The following is a 17,144-nucleotide window of genomic DNA, read 5'->3' as shown; positions in this document are numbered from 1 at the left end:
TCATGCCAATTAAAAAATCTATTTTATGGACTATCGCCCTGGGTGTTTTAGTCTTTTCTTCTTGTGCAAAAAATGAGAAAGAAGCAGCAACCTTACTTATTCACGGAGGGACTATTTATACGGTGGATAGTGTTCAGGCTACCGTAGAAGCTGTAGCCACCAAAGACAATAAGATTCTTTTTGCAGGAAGCCTTGCGGAGGCAGAGGCATTTAAGACCGAGGAAACCAAAGTGATAAACCTAGAGGGAAAAACAATGACACCTGGTCTTATTGAAGGTCATGGTCATTTTATGGGATTGGGTTACAATGAGCTCAATTTAGATTTAATGAATACCACGAGCTATCAAGAAATTGTGGATGCCGTAGCCCTAGCTGTCGAAAAAGCGAAACCTGGGGAATGGATTACCGGTCGTGGATGGCACCAAAGTAAATGGACGGAAATGCCCAAGGAATTGGTAAACGGTTTTCAAACGCATGAATTATTGAGTAGTATTTCTCCAGAGAACCCTGTTTTTTTAAGACACGCCAGTGGACATGCCGCGTTTGCCAATGCCAAGGCCATGGAAATTGCCGGGTTACAGGTAATGGGCAAAGAAGGTATAGACGGCTTAGAGGTTGAAGGTGGGGAAGTGATGCGAAATGATTTGGGCCAGCCTACCGGAATTTTTAATGAACGTGCCATGTCCCTTATTGCAAAACACATTCCCGAGACGACCCCTGAGAAGGATGCTAAAGCGTTTGAACTGGCGGTAGCTGCATGCCATAGAAATGGGATTACAGGATTCCATGATGCGGGTATCGGTCAGGAAACCATTTCTTTATTTGAAAAAATGAAGGCAGAGAAAAAGATGGGCATACGTATCTATGCCATGCTTACAGGTTGGGACAAAGAACTATTGAAAAAATGGTACGCTCAAGGGCCTATGGTAGATTCGGATCATTTATTTACCATTCGTTCCGTAAAATTGAATTGCGATGGTGCCTTAGGTTCCCGAGGTGCTTGGTTATTGGATGAGTATACCGATAGGCCAGGACATTTTGGTCATGAGACCCTTCCTATGGAATTTGTAAAGGAAACGGCACTTAATGGTTTGCAACATGGTTTTCAAGTGTGTGCCCACGCCATTGGAGATCGTGCGAATAAGGAAATATTGGACCGTTATGAAGCGGCATTTACAGAACTGCCGGATTTAACGAATGATAATAGGTATCGAATTGAACATGCACAGCACCTGCATCCAGATGATATTCCGAGATTTGCCGAGCTAGGTGTTATTCCGGCCATGCAGGCCGTACACATGTCTTCTGACAGGCCTTGGGCAATAGATCGACTAGGTGAAAAAAGAATTAAGGAAGGCGCTTATATGTGGCAGGACTTATTGCAAAGTGGAATTCCTATTGTAAATGGGACAGATGTGCCTGTGGAGCCCTTAAACCCGATTGCCAGTTTTTATGCGAGTGTGAGCCGTAAAACCTTAAAGGGCATGCCTGAGGGTGGCTATGAACCTAAACAAAAAATGACTCGGGAACAGGCCCTACGTTCCTATACCTTAGATGCTGCTTATGGAGCTTTTGAGGAGGATATTAAAGGTTCAATTGTGCCAGGTAAACTAGCCGATTTCACTATTTATGATCAGGATTTAATGACCGTAGCGGAAAACAATATATTGGACACCCAGATTGCCATGACCATTTTTAATGGGGAGGTAGTCTACGAGAAGGTCAACTAGTTTTTTAAGTAGCTGTCGGGCACAACCGAGGTACATCTTATCTGGGAAAAAACAAATGTAATAGTGACCGTTTAATTAAGTGCCAAAATTGTATAATAGTGTACATAAGCATTCATAAAAACGTTAAACCTGCGTCAGATGGGAATGCTTGGACGGTTAATTAACCTAAAATCGTTGAAACTCCGGCAGGTTGGTAGAGCAGCCAACCGGTTAAGCTATAACGGTCTTTAAAAGATGTAAGAACGGCATGCGGCACCTCGGCACTTTTAAAGAGTACACAGCGCTTGGCCAAAGGGGCGACTAACTGTAGCTGTTTGTTCTGATCTAGAATTTCTAATTGCCCTCCATGAGAAGGCAACCAATCCTCGTTTAAATAAATGACCATAGAAATCATCCGGTTGTTACGGCCTTCAAATTGATCTAAATGACGCGCATAATGGCCACCCGAAGGATAATGTGCCAAATGAAATTCTTCACCTGATAGGCTCAAATAACAGTAACGGTTGAGAATAAATTTAGTCTCTTCCAAAAGTTCCCAAAAAGGTGTTAACGAAGTATCCCTGATCTTATTGAGCCAATAGGTATTGTCCCCACGTATATTTCGTTTGATTACATGCTGGTTCAATGTGCCGATACCAGCTTGGTCGAACGCATCAATTTTTTCAAAAAGAAAACTCCGAAGTGTATGGTAAAGGTCTTCGTCTAAAAAATCGTCGATAACGACGTAGTCTTTTTCGGAAAGGACATCCATCCAGGAAAGCCAATCTTCAAGGGTATGAATTGTTTTCAAAAAGTGCTAAAAAGGTGCGCGAATGTAGTTAAAAAATACCTGTAATCTGGATTATTCTTTTTCTTCAATTAATCAAATTAACAGTTGCCAGAGCATCTTTTATGTCTGGTTCACTTATAAAAAAAGCTTGCATTAAAGACTAACCTGGACCAGTTGTTTTTTAGCGCCACGCTTTGCGTAGAACAACAATGCATCCGCAGTAGTATCCTTTAATGGTCTAGAGACCATCAGCGGTAAGCGGACTTCCTTATTATCAATTGCTTTTTGGAATGTCATTTGTCCGTCTTCATCAAGTTTGATCAAAAAGATATTTCTATTTCTACTCAGTCCCTGTTTGAACTGTATACGTTCCCCGCTCATTTGTTGTGGGTTTTCCGAAGCGGTGCTAATAAAGAAATAGGTGTTATTGTCCTTGGTGTATGAGCAATAGGAGGTATAGGCGCCATCACCCTGGGTCACCTCTGTTTTGTTGATGTTGCGTGCCCATACCAAATCGCCATCGGCAGCCAGCTTTACGCTTACAATATCATTGTAATGATAGCGATTTACCATAAGGCGGCCACCGCTACTATTGGACTGTATGCTGTTACTAGTAAAATATTCTTCCGCGTTAAAGAGGATATGTCCATCATCTGTAAAATCCATTCCCTTAAACACCAAGTCCTTGATGGTGGTTTCGTTTCCCCTTCCAAACTTGTCCATCATAAACTGATCTGAAAATGGATTGAATTTCTCGGATTGAATTGCCAAAGAATTAGGCTCTAGTTTATAATAAGCAATTCCATTATAACGGTTATCCTTCCGATCTGCATAAAACCCTATGCAGAGTAGCTTATTACCCTTAAAAATGGGTTTAAGGGCTTCCGGGAACTTCCCAGGGCTATCAAATGCCTGTATGCTTTTTGTAGTGCCCGATATACGAACCAACTCGTATTGATACTTACGCTCTATAGCCGTAAAACGTTTCTTTTTAAAATAGGCTTTTCCTACCAAGTACACATTTGTTAAATCGGCAGAGAATACTACGTTTTCGAAGGCGTAATTTTTTTCTTCTACTTGATCTGAAAAATCATGTTCCATTAACTTTCGCAAACTACCATCGAATACATGTATGACATGTTTGTTCTCCTTTCTTTTTTTATAATGAGTCGTAATCACAAAGGCAGATTTTTCATCGTTGAACAGGACCGATGTGGTAAAGCCAGATGAGAAATTACGGTTGTAGTAATTGCGGTCCAACGGTTGTTGAACAGCATCCGAAGGTATGGACAATAGAAGTTCTTTGGTAAAATTAAATTCAGTGAACGGACTGCGATGAACAATATATTCGTAAGCTAACTTGGAGTAATCATATTCCAAAAACAAAAGATACACCTGACCATTTTTTACATAGGCTTCTACAAAATTGGCGTCTTTAAGTTTGTAGTTGTATTCGGACAACAACTCTAAATCCTTATTGTAGTGCTCAACAAGATAACCTTTCGGTTTTAGTACAATACCACTAAAATAGGAACGCACCACAACGGTGCCCCCTTTTCCATCTTCTGCAATGGATAATAGATTAGAGTATTGGTGCCTATCCTTAATGGTTTCGCCAATGGTGTAGTTTAACTCGGTGTCTTGGGCGTAGCTATCCCATGTCACTATACTTAATAGGATAAAAAATAGGTGTTTCCTGAACATGATTAGACCGTTTTAATATCACGACCCAGGAAAATTTGCTTTACGTTTTTCTAAAAATGCCGATGTACCCTCGGTAAAATCGTCCGTTCCAAAACAAGCGCCAAACGCCTTAATTTCCTGCTCGTAACCGTTTACAGTATTCTTAAAACCAGCATTTACCGCTTTTATTGCATAAGAAATGGCAACTGATGAGTTATTGGAAATTCGTTTTGCAAGTTTTATGCATAAAGGCATCAGTTCTTCCGGGGCGGTAAGGTGGTTTATTAAACCATAGGACAGGGCCTGCTCCGCAGAGATCATCCCGGCAGTCATAATCATCTCCATGGCCCTTCCCTTTCCAACAAGTTGAGGCAATCTTTGCGTGCCACCATAGCCCGGTATTACGCCTAACGATACTTCGGGCAGTCCCATTTTGGCATTGTCGCTCGCCACTCTAAAATGACAGGACATAGCCAATTCTAGGCCTCCACCCAAAGCAAAACCATTTATAGCGGCAATAACCGGAGTAGACAGATTATCAATAAAATCGAAGAGAAGTTTTTGACCTTTTGCTGCTAATTTTCCACCTTCCTTTTCAGAGAACTGCGCAAATTCAGAAATATCCGCACCCGCAACAAATGCCTTTTCCCCGCTACCCGTAAGTATAATCACCTTTATGTTTTTATCGGCATCCAGTTCGCCAAAAACGTCGTGCAGTTCCCCAATGGTTTCCTTGTTTAAGGCGTTTAATTTGTTTGGGCGGTTAATGGTAACCGTTGCTATCGATTCTTGTTGCGCAGTTAATAGGGTGTTGTATGACATAGTTCAAATTCGAATTTAGATTAGCTTTTTTTCTTTTGGAAATTTTACAAAAAATATGGTGCCTTTATCGGGTTGCGAGGTAAAATCGATACTTCCTTTATAGGTTTCCACGATATTCTTTACCATTCCAAGACCTAATCCCATACCACTGTTCTTTGTAGTGAACTTAGGTTCAAATATTTTTTCCCGATTATCCTCCTGTATGCCAATACCGTTATCGGCTACTGATATTTTTACGAAATTACCTTCGCTAGCCACGGAAACCAAAACCCTTGGTTCAGGAACGTCTGGAACGGCCTGAATTGCATTTTTAACCAGATTGGTAACTACTCGAATAAGTTGTGTTCGATCTAGTTTTGCGATAATTTCCTCTTTATCCGCACTAAAGTGAATATAGTCTTCATTGAAGATGTCCAAGGCCAGTTTCACGATTTTAACTACGTCGAGGGTTTCGTTCTGTTGCGCAGGCATTTCTGCAAAGTTAGAAAATGCCGATGCAATACTGCTCATGGTATCTATCTGTTGGATAAGCGTATTGGAATATTCCTTTACTTTTTCTTTTATGTTAGGGTCCTTAGGGTCAAACTTACGTTCAAAACTTTGTACGGTCAATCGCATAGGCGTTAACGGGTTTTTGATTTCGTAAGCTACTTGTTTTGCCATTTCCCGCCATGCTTGCTCTCTTTCGCTGCGGGCCAATTTTGCTGCACTTTGTCCTAACTCGTCTATCATTCCATTGTAAGAGGATATCAGTTTTTCAATCTCTTCACCAGGGCTGTCTATAAATATCTTTTCGTTCGCACGATTTAAGTTGGTGCGTTCCATCATGTTCGAAATTGTTTCCAAAGATCGCGTAATGTACTTGGAGATGATAAAGGCTAGCGCAATGGCCATTATCAGCATTAAAAAGTAAACACCCCCCAAACGCATTAAAAACTCTCGTAATTCTTTATCATTAAAGGAGTTATCTTCAAAATAAGGCAGATTTAAAATACCTATGGGCTTAAATTTTCGGTCTAGAATATAGGTGTAGGAGGATTGATAGTTGTCTCCAGCAGCGGCATTTTCCTCAACGTAGCGTTTGTCGGCACTAGCTTCAAGGGTATTAAGTATTTCTGGTGCTATACAGAGGGATATGGGGTCGTTTTCAAATTTGGGCCGGGAACTCTTGATTAAAGCTCCATCCAAGGTATATAGGTTGAAGTTCATGTTCTGAACCACGGCAATCTCATAAATATCTTCCATAAAGATTAGTCCCAAGTTCTCCTCGGTAACCGGGTAGGTCGTCTTTGCGATGGTAAGATCTATGCTTTGCCGTATTTGTTCTTCCTTGCGCTCCATCCTGTTTTGATGGTAATCCTCATTTATTTCTCTAAATTGGTAGATGGTAATACCTAAAATCAAGATAGAGGCTATCAATACCAATAAGATCATTGAAATAAAGATCCGGGACCGTAAGGATAATTTCTTTAGCAAGGGTATGGCATTTCGTTCAAAGTTAGCAAATATCGCACCAAAGTAGTATGTAGATTCAGATAGGGACAGGTTTTGCCCTTTAAATCATTTCTTGGAGGAATTTATATTCTTGTATCGTAATGCTTGTACGATACCAGTTTTAGGTAACACAAGGAGTATAAAACGTTTTTATCCCATCAGTTTAACGGCGTCTTTTGCAAAGTAACTGGCGATGATATTGGCACCAGCCCGTTTTATCGAAATCAATTGTTCCATCATTACGGCGTCATGGTCTAACCAGCCTCTTTCCGCAGCTGCCTTTAGCATGGCATATTCTCCGGAAACCTGATACACTGCTACAGGTACATCTACTTCGTTCTTAATTTCGCGAACAATATCCAAATAGCATAGGCCCGGTTTTACCATTACAATATCTGCACCTTCATCTATGTCCTGTTGGGTTTCGCGAATGGCCTCGAACCTATTGGCAGAATCCATTTGGTATGTTTTTTTGTCCTTTGGAATATTTTTAAGGGCTACTGGTGCCGAATCTAGGGCATCCCGGAAGGGACCATAAAATGCACTGGCATATTTGGCGCTATAGCTCATGATTCCTGTATTTAGATAGCCTTCGTCTTCCAAGGCTTCTCGAATACTTAGAATTCGACCATCCATCATATCGCTAGGCGCTACAAAATCGGCACCTGCTTTGGCATGCGACACACTCATTTCCGCAAGTACTTCTACGGTTTCATCGTTCAATATTTGTCCGTCTGCTACAATACCATCATGCCCATAAGAGGAGTAGGGATCCATGGCAACATCGGTCATTACCAACATATCCGGACACGCATTTTTAACCGTTTTAATAGCAAGCTGCATTAATCCGTGGTCATTTAAGGCTTCGGAGCCTGCATTATCCTTTAAATTATCTGGAACCTTTACAAAAAGCAAAACTGCGCAAAGCCCCATATTCCAGAGTTCCTTCACCTCTTTTTCCAAGTTGTCCAAGCTTAATCGGTAATAGTTGGGCATAGAGGCAATTTCCTCTTTTACATTTTTGCCTTCTACCACAAAAAGAGGAACCAAAAAATCGCTAGGTGTGAGAATGGTTTCACGTACCAAATGGCGTATGGCATCTGAATTCCTTAGTCTACGGTTTCTTATTAGTGGATACATGATTTTAATGTTTTATTGTTTTCCGATAAATTTTAATACGTTGCCTAAATCCCTTACAAATATAGGTTAAGCCTAAGAATTCTTTCTGTTTGGAGCGTCTTTCTTCTCGGTTCATGATGGTATTATTTCTAATTATCGTAACAAAAATGATATCTTAACTACTAATTTTCTAAACAGGATAATCAACAAACACTAACTATATGCTTTCTATTACTCAATTAAACAAGACCTACCCCAACGGTACACAGGCATTAAACAACGTAAATTTAGAAATCGGCAAAGGAATGTTTGGTCTTTTAGGACCAAACGGCGCAGGTAAATCTACCTTAATGCGTACCATTGCTACCCTACAAAATGCAGATGGCGGGAGTATTGTCTTTGATGGAATAGATGTTTTTGACGCTCCGGACGAACTTCGTAAGGTATTAGGGTATTTGCCACAGGATTTTGGAGTCTACCCAAAAGTATCGGCAGAAATGATGCTGAACCATATTGCAAAGATAAAGGGCATACAAAGTAAGAACGACCGCGCTTCCTATGTGTCAGATTTACTTAATAAAGTGAATCTTTACAAGTTTAGAAAACGGAATCTTGGTGATTACTCTGGAGGGATGCGCCAGCGTTTTGGAATAGCACAGGCCTTGATCGGAAATCCAAAATTAATTATCGTAGATGAGCCCACTGCTGGTTTGGATCCCTTGGAACGAAACCGCTTTCATAATTTACTAAGTGAACTAGGCGAAGATGCCGTAGTAATTTTATCTACCCATATTGTAGACGATGTGGTGAATTTATGCACGAATATGGCTGTTTTTAATGAGGGTAGTGTGGTTGTACAAGGACATCCACAAGAGCTATCCAATACGCTGAACGGTAAGGTATACCGAAAAAACATAAGTAAGGACGAAACAGAAAAATACCAATCGGAATACACTGTTTTGTCAACCTACTTACGAAGTGGTAATTTTAATTTAAATGTATACAGCGACTCCCATCCAGGAGACGGTTTTGAGCCGGTAAACAACGATTTGGAAGATTTCTACTTCTATAGTATTAACCAACCTCAAACCGTATAATTATGAAAGAGATATTGCTGTTTGAGCTAAAATATAGGTTACGCAGGCCTGCCACCTATATCTATATTTTTCTAATGTTCCTTATTCCGTTATTATTAGCGGTATTTGATAAATCGGTTACCGCGCAGTTTACCAACAGTCCAAATGCCATTGTTGGCGTATTAGGCGGGATGAGCATTTTATCCCTGTTCTTTTATGCCGCGGTGATGGGCGTTCCGGTGTTCCGAGATCAGGAACATGGCACCGCGCAGACCTATTTCACCTTTCCGGTCTCGGAAAAGAATTATATACTTGGTCGGTTTTGGGGCAGCTTTACCTTGGTGACGATTATGAATCTAGGCGCTGTTTTGGGTGCGATTATTGGGTATCAGTTCGGTGGATTTTTAGATAGGCCAGACTACGGAACCTATACCGATTTTAATTTTTGGTCCTACTTTTTACCCTTTGTTTATCTACTAACCTTCAATGCTTTCTTTATTGGAAGTTTGTTCTTTAGCTTAATGACCTTTTTTAAGCGGATGCCTATTCTGTATTTGGGTGGTATTGTTATTTTAATTGCCACCATTGTTTCCGGTCAGCTGGTATCAAAATTGGATACCGAATGGCTGAGTATTTACGTAGATCCTTTTGGTGAAAGTGCTCATGGTTACTTAACAAAGTATTCGAGCATCAACGAATTGAACACCATGCAATTATCGCTAACAGGAAAGTTCTTGATCAATAGAATGTTGTGGTTAGGTATTGGTATGGCAATCTTCTTTTTTACGCTATTTAAGTTCTCGTATAAAGGGTTTTTGGCATCCAAAAAGAAGAAGACCAATAAAGAGGATAACGAAGTGTTTCAAGCGAGCGGATTGACAACCATTGTGCAGTCTTTTTCAAAAAAAGCACAGCGGGAGAATCTTTGGTCGTTAAGTAAGATAGAGTTTCTATCCATAGTAAAAGAATCCGTGTTTCTTGTTTTGATTGTTATCGGGATCTTAATTGCCGGCTTTGTAGCCTATCAATCCAATCAAATATATGGGACACCTTCATTGCCATTGACTCGGTATATGGTGGTTCAGATTGCTGGGGGTATTTCACTCTTTTCGGTGATTATTCTTATTATTTATGCGGGTGAGGCCGTACATAGAACACGCAAAAACAAGACCTTTGAATTCTATGACGCCCTACCGGTAAGCAATAGTACGTTATACCTTTCTAAGATACTTGCCCTTACAGGAGTGGCAGTGGTGCTAACTTTGCTTGGTATACTTGTAGGTATATTATACCAAACGTTTAATGGCTATTTTAACTATGAGCTGGGCATGTATTTTACCTATAACTTCGCTAAAATATTCCCTGGATATTTTACCACATTATTGCTAGCGTTCTTTATACATGTGCTGGTCAACAATAAGTTTTTAGGTCATTTTATAGTGGTGGCTATTTATATTGGTCTCCCATTATTGATAAACCTGGCATTCAAATCCAGTAATCCCCTAATTGTTTTCGGTGGAGTGCCTGGTAGTTTTTTAAGTGATTTAAATGGCTTTGGTCATTACTTATACGGGGAGTTTTGGTTAAATCTCTATTGGATCTTGTTCACTTGTATTCTTGCGGCTATTGGTAAGATATTCTGGAACAGGGGCTTCTTTTCGTCCGCAAAGGAGCGACTGAAGTTAGCCAAACAGCGTTTGAATGGTATAACTATTGCGTACACCCTGTGTTTTGTTTTGGCCTTTGTATCTGTTGGGGCGTATAGCTTTTATAATTTGAAGGTGTTGAACCAACTTGAAGATGGGGATTATAGCCAGAAATTGTCTGCAGACTCCGAAAAGGCCTATGGGAAGTATATCGATAAACCCCACATACAGGTGATCGACCTAAAAGCGAATATTGATATCTATCCCAAAGAACGAAAAGTGGATGCTCAAGGTATTTTTAAGGTAGTGAACCCCTCAGAAGTGCCTATCGATACCTTACTAATGGAAATCAAGTTTCCGATATCCGATACTAAAATCACCAAGGTAGTCTATAATGGTACGGAGATAAGTCCCTTCCTTAGCGACAGTTTATACCGCTTGTTTATCTATAAGTTGCCCAAAGCCCTGCAACCCAAAGACACGGCAAATTTGGTCATAGAAACGAAGGTACGTACTCATGGATTCGCTATGGATACGGAAACGGCTGTATTAGGAAATGGCAGCTTTTTTAGGGATGCCATATTTCCATCTTTTCATTACGATAGGGCGTTGTCGGATAATGGAGTCCGTAAAAAGTATGGTTTAGAGGAATTGGATTTCTTATATCCACCGCGCACGGATACAATGGCGTTAAAGAAAAATCTTTTCAACGAGGATGCCAACTATATGAATTTTGAGGCAACGGTTAGTACGGTAAAAGGTCAAGTAGCCATTGCTCCAGGAGTTTTAACTAAAAAATGGGACGAGGGCGAGCGTAGTTATTACAATTATAGACTGGAGGAGAAGTCCGATTATTTTTTCAATTTTGTCTCAGCGGCGTATGATATCGAAACAGATGAGTGGATAGCACCAAGTGGTAAGAAAGTGAAGATTGAAATCTACCACTCACCAAAACATAAGGAAAACCTTGCTTATTTCATAAAAGGAATAAAGATATCCTTGGATTATAATTCTAAAAATTATTTAGAATATCCCTATTCTGTCATTCGCGTTATAGAGTTTCCAGCACATTCCAATTTTGCGCAATCCTTTGCCACAACCATTCCCTATTCAGAAGATTTTGGCTTTGTAGCCGATTTTACAAAAGCAGAGGACTTCAATTATGCCTTTAGGGTAACATCGCACGAAGTAGCACATCAATGGTGGGGACATATTGTAACGCCGAGCAAGACTTCTGGAGCGAATATTATTTCCGAAACTTTGGCAGAATACGTATCGCTAATGACCATGAAGCAAGAATATGGCGAGAACGGCATCAAGTCCTTTTTAAAGGAGTCTTTGGATAGTTACCTCTCAAGCAGGCAATTTAGCTTTAAACCGGAACGCTCCCTGATGGATGTTGAAACCGGTCAGTATATTTGGTATGAGAAGGGTTCCATGGTTATGTATGACTTACAGGATGTAATGGGTGAAAACGTTGTGAATACTGGGCTTAGGAATTTTATGGATGAATTTAAGTATTTTGAAAAGGGACGTTATGCGAGTTCGGAAGATCTTTATAACGCACTATATGCGGTTACACCGGATTCCTTAAAGTACAAAGTTGATGACGGATTTAAGGAAATTGTCCTTTATGAGAATAGGGTCATGGACGCTAAGACTAAGGAACTTGATAATGGGAAGTGGGAAACCACGTTTACGGTAAATTCTAAGAAGATATATTATGACGATACCGGTAAAGAAAAGTTGGTAGACGAAAAAAAGAACTTGGTAGACGTTGGTCTTTTTGGAGAAGATGAAACCAATGATGACGGCGTAACGGTCAAGAATCCATTTTTCTTTGAATTAAAGTGGTTAAGTCCAGGGGATAATACATTTACAATCACAACAGATGAAAAGCCCTTAAAAGCAGGAATAGACCCCTATAATAAGTTAATAGACCGTAATTCTGATGATAACTTGAAGTCGGTGGAGGAGTAGTTCTGAAATAAAAATAGAAAGCTATGCGTTCTTAGTACGAAACACCTGTACTGGGAACGCTTTTTTTAATTTTAATTAGGGAGTCGTTTTCAAATAGTTTTAAAACAATAGAAGGACATTGAGTTTATTCGCCACCCCGTTAATTTTTAAATTCCCATGGCGGGAGTATCAAGGTAAATTTCTGGATGGTTTTCAGGAGCATATTACGGATAACCACCTTCATGTAATTGCTCCTCCAGGTTCCGGTAAGACTATTCTTGGCTTAGAGATGCTGCTACGTATTGGTAAGCCTACGTTGGTGTTAGCTCCTACATTAACAATCAGGAATCAATGGCGAGACCGTTTGGTAGATTTTTTTGAGCCTATTCCTGAAAAACAGACGCTTTCTCTTTCTATAAAAAATCCTGCGCTTCTTACCTTTTCTACCTATCAATCCCTGTTTGCACTTCATAAATCGTTTGGAGACAACGCTGGGAATCATTTAGTGGAATTTGTTAAGCAGAACAACATCGAAACCTTGGTTTTGGACGAGGCACATCATCTAAAAAACGAATGGTGGAACTGCCTTTTTCAGCTAAAAGGAATCGATGGATTAACTATTGTTTCCTTAACTGCAACACCACCTTACGATAGTTCTACTTTAGAAATTAACCGTTATTTTGACTTATGCGGCCCCATAGACGATGAAATTGCGGTGCCTGACCTTATAGAAAATGGCGACCTGTGCCCGCATCAGGATTTTATTTACTTCAGTAGACCGGACAATGCGCAGATAAAGTATATTGTAAACTACCGAGAGCAGATTATAAATTTCACGAATACCTTGCTTGAAAACGCTGCTTTTCAAGTATTTCTAAAGGGCTTGATAATCTATGGCAGTTCGGAAACTGCATTGGAACACATCTATGAAAATCCCTCCTTTTTCTCTTCTGTATTGATATACTTGAGGGCGGCAGGGCATGAAATTGAGCCAGCTAAGCTTGCCATTTTGGGATTCCGGACAAAGGATGTAGCATTTCCATCGTTTACCTATGAATGGTCGGAGTGTTTGTTGCAAGAGGTGATTGTAAACCAACGGGAGAATTTTGCTTTTCACGAGGATGTACTGATGCCCATTGAAAAGGAATTGCGTAGAATTGGGGTATTGGAACGGAAGAACGTCGATTTTATTGGAAATCAGGATTTATATCGCAATTTGGCCAATAGCCCTAGTAAACTCAAAAGTATCCGGAATATCCTTAAAAACACCTCGAAAACCTTAAAATCTAATATAAGGGCCGTAGTGCTTACCGACTATATCCGTAAGGAGTTTTTGGATTTTAACGGACAAGACCTTAATAAACTTAACAAGCTTGGCGTAGTATCTATTTTTCAGTATTTAATGGCCCAAGATGGGTTCACAAGTCAGGTTGGTGTACTGACGGGCTCGCTTATCATTTTACATAGGAAGGCCCTAGAGGAATTAAAACTTTTGATGCCGGAAAGCAATCTAAAAACCGAGAGGTTAAATTTTATTGAAGATTACTATTATACTAGGGTTCCAGAAAAAGGAAAAAACAGAATTGTAGCTGCGGTTACCCAATTATTTGAAGGCGGAACCATAAATATACTAATTGGTACGAAGGCCTTATTGGGCGAAGGCTGGGATGCTCCTAGCATCAATACCTTGATATTGGCCTCCTACGTGGGTTCTTTTGTGTCTTCCAATCAGATGCGGGGAAGGGCCATGCGGGTCGACGCTGATGTAGCGGACAAGACAGGAGCTATTTGGCATTTGGCTTGCCTAGATCCCACTACCGATGATGGTGGCAAGGAAATGGAGAAATTGAAACAACGGTTTCAAGCGTTTAACGGCGTCTCGCTAAAAGGGGAGCCCTATATCGAGAATGGACTCGCCCGTTTGGGATTGCCTGAAACCTTAAATACCGATTTAGACGTAGAGGCTTTAAATGCGGATATGATACAGGAAGCCCAGAACCGTTCGGTACTAAAAGACCGATGGAAAACTGCAATAGCGCAAGGAAATGTGCTTATTCGCGCTTTAAAGGTGCCTTACGAGAAGGAAGTGCCTTTTGTGAAAACCAAGCGCTTGGCAGGACTTAACGCGGTAAAATACTTATCGGTTCAAATTGTAACGGGTCTTTCCTTGTTTTTGCCAGAGTTCTTCCTCAAGAATTTTGGGGCACTACTTAACAAGGGTTGGTTGTCCGTTATTTACCTCTTAGGAAGTGCCTTAATAGTCGGATTTGGACCAAAAACGTTCAAGGCTTTGAAGGTGTATTTTCTTTTTGGCAACCAGTTTAAAAAGACCAAGAAAATTGCCAATGCCGTATTCGCCCATCTTGTTGCTCAAGAATCGCTGACGACTGCATCTGAAGATATTGGTATTGTAGCAGAGCAAAATACCGATGGTGCCTTTATGATATATCTAGAAGGTGCCAATCAGCATGATTGTAATTTGTTCGTAAGCCTATTGGATGAAATTATTGCACCTATAGAAAATCCAAGATACTTGTTGGTAAACCAGAGTTGGCTCAAAAGAAAATTGGGTTTCCGAAATTACTATGTAGTACCAACACAGTTTGCAAAGAGAAAGGAAGATGCACTAGCTTTTAAAAAATATTGGAATAAGTATGTAGATGGGTCTAAAATTCTTTTCACTCGTAATTTGGATGGTAGAAAACACTTACTAAAAGCACGATTTGCCCACATGCGCTATCAATTCGAGGAAGTTTCTGAGAAGACGGTCACTTGGAAGTAAAAATAGTATCGAGGTGGAATCGTATGTCAAAAGGTTCTCGATACACATTCACTTCCAGGTCTTCACTCGAACTGACATTTGAACGCCTATGTTTCAATCAAGCCAGGACCTAACATGTCTAATTCCCCAATCATATAACAAACTGCCTTCCCGGATATTTTTACACGTTCTCCAAGGTATTCACAGTTTAAATCTCCGCCACGTTGGGAAAGCTGTTTTGCCGTCATACGTGTTTTTCCTAATTGGGCGGACCAATAGGGTGCAAGTGACGTATGCGCGGAACCGGTAACGGGGTCTTCCGGGATGCCACATTGGGGCGCAAAAAATCGGGATACGAAATCCACTTCTGTTCCCGGTGCGCTGACAATAACCCCACGACAGTCCAATTGATCTAAAAGATGAAAGTTGGGATCTAGCGCCTCAATCACCTGTTGCGATTCGTAAATCAATAGAAAATCCGTTTTTCCTTTAAAAGTTTTGATAGGAACCTTCCCAATGGCTTTATTTATGGTTTCTTGATTTTCCATAGGTTGTAGATCGTCGGTAGGGAAGTCCATCGTCATACTGCCGTCCTGATTTTTCTCTACCAGTAATTCACCGCTCCTAGGGGATACGAACCGTATGGTATTTTTTTCATATGTGTAGTATTGGAAAAGCGTATAAGCAGTCGCTAGCGTAGCATGCCCACAGAGATCTACCTCCAATTCCGGGGTAAACCAACGCAATTCGTAAAAATCTGCTTTAGGAACCGCAAAAGCAGTTTCCGCAAGGTTGTTTTCCGCTGCTATGTTTTGCATCAATTTATCCGAGATCCATTCTTGTAAGATGCAGACTGCCGCAGGATTACCGCCAAAAACGGTATCCGTAAACGCATCTATTTGGTATATTTTCTGTTTCATTTATAATTGGTTTTTCAACTATTCTTTTTCCTTGGATTTATCCAGAATTGCTTTTAAACGTTGTTTACGCAGCGCTGCTTCTTTTTTTAGCTTGTTTTTCTTTCGGTCCATAAGTTTGGTGTGTTTGGCTTTGTTGACCGTATTTTTCGCTTTTCCCTTTTTTGCCATGGCTACATTTGGTTACACCCAGGTTTTGGGCGCTTTTAAAACTTCAAGAAGTCGCTCTTCTTCAGTTCCTTCTTCGGGCTGGTGGTCGTAATGCCACTGTACATGTGGTGGCAAACTCATTAAAATACTTTCTATACGGCCATTCGTCTTTAACCCGAACAAGGTACCTTTATCATGCACCAAGTTGAACTCCACATACCTTCCACGACGTATTTCTTGCCAATCGCGCTGCGCCTTACTATAAGGTAGATTCTTTCTTTTTTCCGCGATGGGAACATAGCTGTTCAGGAAACTATTGCCTACTTCGGTCACAAATTTATACCAGTCGGTAATACCCATTTCCTTATTAGCCTTACAATAGTCAAAAAAGAGTCCGCCTATGCCCCTAGCCTCGTTTCTATGGGTGTTCCAGAAGTATTCATCGCAACGCTCTTTATAATTAGAATAGAATTCCGGGTGGTGTTTGTCACATGCATCTTTGCAAACGGTATGAAAATGAATAGCATCTTCATCAAATAGATAATAGGGCGTTAAATCTTGTCCGCCACCAAACCATTGGTCTACAATGTTACCTTTCTTATCGTACATTTCAAAATACCTCCAGTTTGCATGTACGGTGGGCACCATTGGGTTTTTTGGGTGGAGCACCAAACTCAATCCACAGGCAAAAAAATCAGCATCTTCCACGCCAAAATAAGCTTGCATACTTTTAGGTAGTTCTCCGTGAACGCCTGAGATATTTACACCGCCCTTCTCGAATACATTGCCGTTTTCAATAACTCGCGTTCTTCCACCACCACCTTCCGGTCGTTCCCAGATGTCTTGCTTAAAAGTAGCTTTGCCATCTACTTCTTCCAGTTTTGCAGTAATGCTGTCTTGTAATTGTTCAATATAGGAGAAGAATATATCTTTCATTGTATTGTGATTGGGTACTAGGTTATCCTCATTTTCATCTTTGGAAAGACCTGTCAGTTGCGATTCTTAGATAGGTTCAGCC

The 17,144-nt window shown here is 40.5% G+C and carries 12 protein-coding genes; 4 read left to right on the top strand and 8 right to left on the bottom strand.

Annotated elements, in window-relative coordinates:
* Positions 1-2 precede the first annotated feature (2 nt).
* Positions 3-1,730, top strand: a complete 1,728-nt coding sequence (locus MS6x_RS09430; protein ID WP_482607030.1) for an amidohydrolase — start codon at positions 3-5, stop codon at positions 1,728-1,730.
* A gap of 160 nt (positions 1,731-1,890) precedes the next feature.
* On the opposite strand, the gene MS6x_RS09425 is transcribed toward MS6x_RS09430, so the two are convergent.
* The 5 genes from MS6x_RS09425 to hemB form a co-directional block, all read right to left on the bottom strand.
* Positions 1,891-2,520 (bottom strand): 2OG-Fe(II) oxygenase, encoded by a 630-nt coding sequence (locus tag MS6x_RS09425; RefSeq protein ID WP_482607029.1) that lies wholly within the window; start codon positions 2,518-2,520, stop codon positions 1,891-1,893.
* 132 nt (positions 2,521-2,652) lie between these two features.
* Positions 2,653-4,203, bottom strand: a complete 1,551-nt coding sequence (locus MS6x_RS09420; RefSeq protein ID WP_482607028.1) for a hypothetical protein — start codon at positions 4,201-4,203, stop codon at positions 2,653-2,655.
* 18 nt (positions 4,204-4,221) lie between these two features.
* The gene (locus MS6x_RS09415) at positions 4,222-5,004 is read right to left on the bottom strand and encodes an enoyl-CoA hydratase/isomerase family protein (protein WP_482607027.1); all 783 of its coding nucleotides are present in this window, start codon (positions 5,002-5,004) and stop codon (positions 4,222-4,224) included.
* 15 nt (positions 5,005-5,019) lie between these two features.
* Complete coding sequence (locus tag MS6x_RS09410; protein WP_482607026.1) at positions 5,020-6,438, bottom strand: sensor histidine kinase; 1,419 nt, start codon at positions 6,436-6,438, stop codon at positions 5,020-5,022.
* Between the two features lie 210 nt (positions 6,439-6,648).
* Positions 6,649-7,638 (bottom strand): porphobilinogen synthase, encoded by a 990-nt coding sequence (gene hemB, locus MS6x_RS09405; protein WP_482607025.1) that lies wholly within the window; start codon positions 7,636-7,638, stop codon positions 6,649-6,651.
* Positions 7,639-7,838: 200 nt separating this feature from the next.
* On the opposite strand from hemB, the gene MS6x_RS09400 reads away from it, so the two are divergent.
* From MS6x_RS09400 to MS6x_RS09390, 3 genes are all read left to right on the top strand, one after another.
* Entirely contained in the window at positions 7,839-8,714 is an 876-nt protein-coding gene (locus MS6x_RS09400) for an ABC transporter ATP-binding protein (protein WP_482607024.1), read from the top strand.
* Between the two features lie 2 nt (positions 8,715-8,716).
* Positions 8,717-12,319 (top strand): ABC transporter permease/M1 family aminopeptidase, encoded by a 3,603-nt coding sequence (locus tag MS6x_RS09395; RefSeq protein ID WP_482607023.1) that lies wholly within the window; start codon positions 8,717-8,719, stop codon positions 12,317-12,319.
* A gap of 118 nt (positions 12,320-12,437) precedes the next feature.
* On the top strand, positions 12,438-15,080 hold the full coding sequence (locus MS6x_RS09390; RefSeq protein WP_482607022.1) for a DEAD/DEAH box helicase family protein: 2,643 nt from the start codon (positions 12,438-12,440) through the stop codon (positions 15,078-15,080).
* Positions 15,081-15,166: 86 nt separating this feature from the next.
* On the opposite strand, the gene MS6x_RS09385 is transcribed toward MS6x_RS09390, so the two are convergent.
* From MS6x_RS09385 to hemF, 3 genes are read right to left on the bottom strand one after another with little or no spacing between them, the layout of a single operon-like run.
* Complete coding sequence (locus tag MS6x_RS09385) at positions 15,167-15,979, bottom strand: PhzF family phenazine biosynthesis protein (protein WP_482607021.1); 813 nt, start codon at positions 15,977-15,979, stop codon at positions 15,167-15,169.
* Between the two features lie 18 nt (positions 15,980-15,997).
* On the bottom strand, positions 15,998-16,147 hold the full coding sequence (locus MS6x_RS09380; protein ID WP_482607020.1) for a hypothetical protein: 150 nt from the start codon (positions 16,145-16,147) through the stop codon (positions 15,998-16,000).
* 12 nt (positions 16,148-16,159) lie between these two features.
* On the bottom strand, positions 16,160-17,062 hold the full coding sequence (gene hemF / locus MS6x_RS09375; RefSeq protein ID WP_482607019.1) for an oxygen-dependent coproporphyrinogen oxidase: 903 nt from the start codon (positions 17,060-17,062) through the stop codon (positions 16,160-16,162).
* Positions 17,063-17,144 lie beyond the last annotated feature (82 nt).

The organism is Maribacter sp. MS6, from assembly GCF_056839185.1.
Note: the sequence above shows the minus strand (reverse complement) of the source record. Positions and strands in the feature narration are given on the sequence as shown.

Excerpts from the sequence above, each read along its gene's own strand:
- MS6x_RS09385 (WP_482607021.1), bottom strand. The coding sequence starts at position 15,979 with ATGAAACAGAAAATATACCAAATAGATGCGTTTACGGATACCGTTTTT.
- MS6x_RS09415 (WP_482607027.1), bottom strand. The coding sequence starts at position 5,004 with ATGTCATACAACACCCTATTAACTGCGCAACAAGAATCGATAGCAACG.
- MS6x_RS09430 (WP_482607030.1), top strand. The coding sequence starts at position 3 with ATGCCAATTAAAAAATCTATTTTATGGACTATCGCCCTGGGTGTTTTA.
- hemB (WP_482607025.1), bottom strand. The coding sequence starts at position 7,638 with ATGTATCCACTAATAAGAAACCGTAGACTAAGGAATTCAGATGCCATA.
- MS6x_RS09420 (WP_482607028.1), bottom strand. The coding sequence starts at position 4,203 with ATGTTCAGGAAACACCTATTTTTTATCCTATTAAGTATAGTGACATGG.
- MS6x_RS09380 (WP_482607020.1), bottom strand. The coding sequence starts at position 16,147 with ATGGCAAAAAAGGGAAAAGCGAAAAATACGGTCAACAAAGCCAAACAC.
- MS6x_RS09410 (WP_482607026.1), bottom strand. The coding sequence starts at position 6,438 with ATGATCTTATTGGTATTGATAGCCTCTATCTTGATTTTAGGTATTACC.
- MS6x_RS09400 (WP_482607024.1), top strand. The coding sequence starts at position 7,839 with ATGCTTTCTATTACTCAATTAAACAAGACCTACCCCAACGGTACACAG.
- MS6x_RS09395 (WP_482607023.1), top strand. The coding sequence starts at position 8,717 with ATGAAAGAGATATTGCTGTTTGAGCTAAAATATAGGTTACGCAGGCCT.
- hemF (WP_482607019.1), bottom strand. The coding sequence starts at position 17,062 with ATGAAAGATATATTCTTCTCCTATATTGAACAATTACAAGACAGCATT.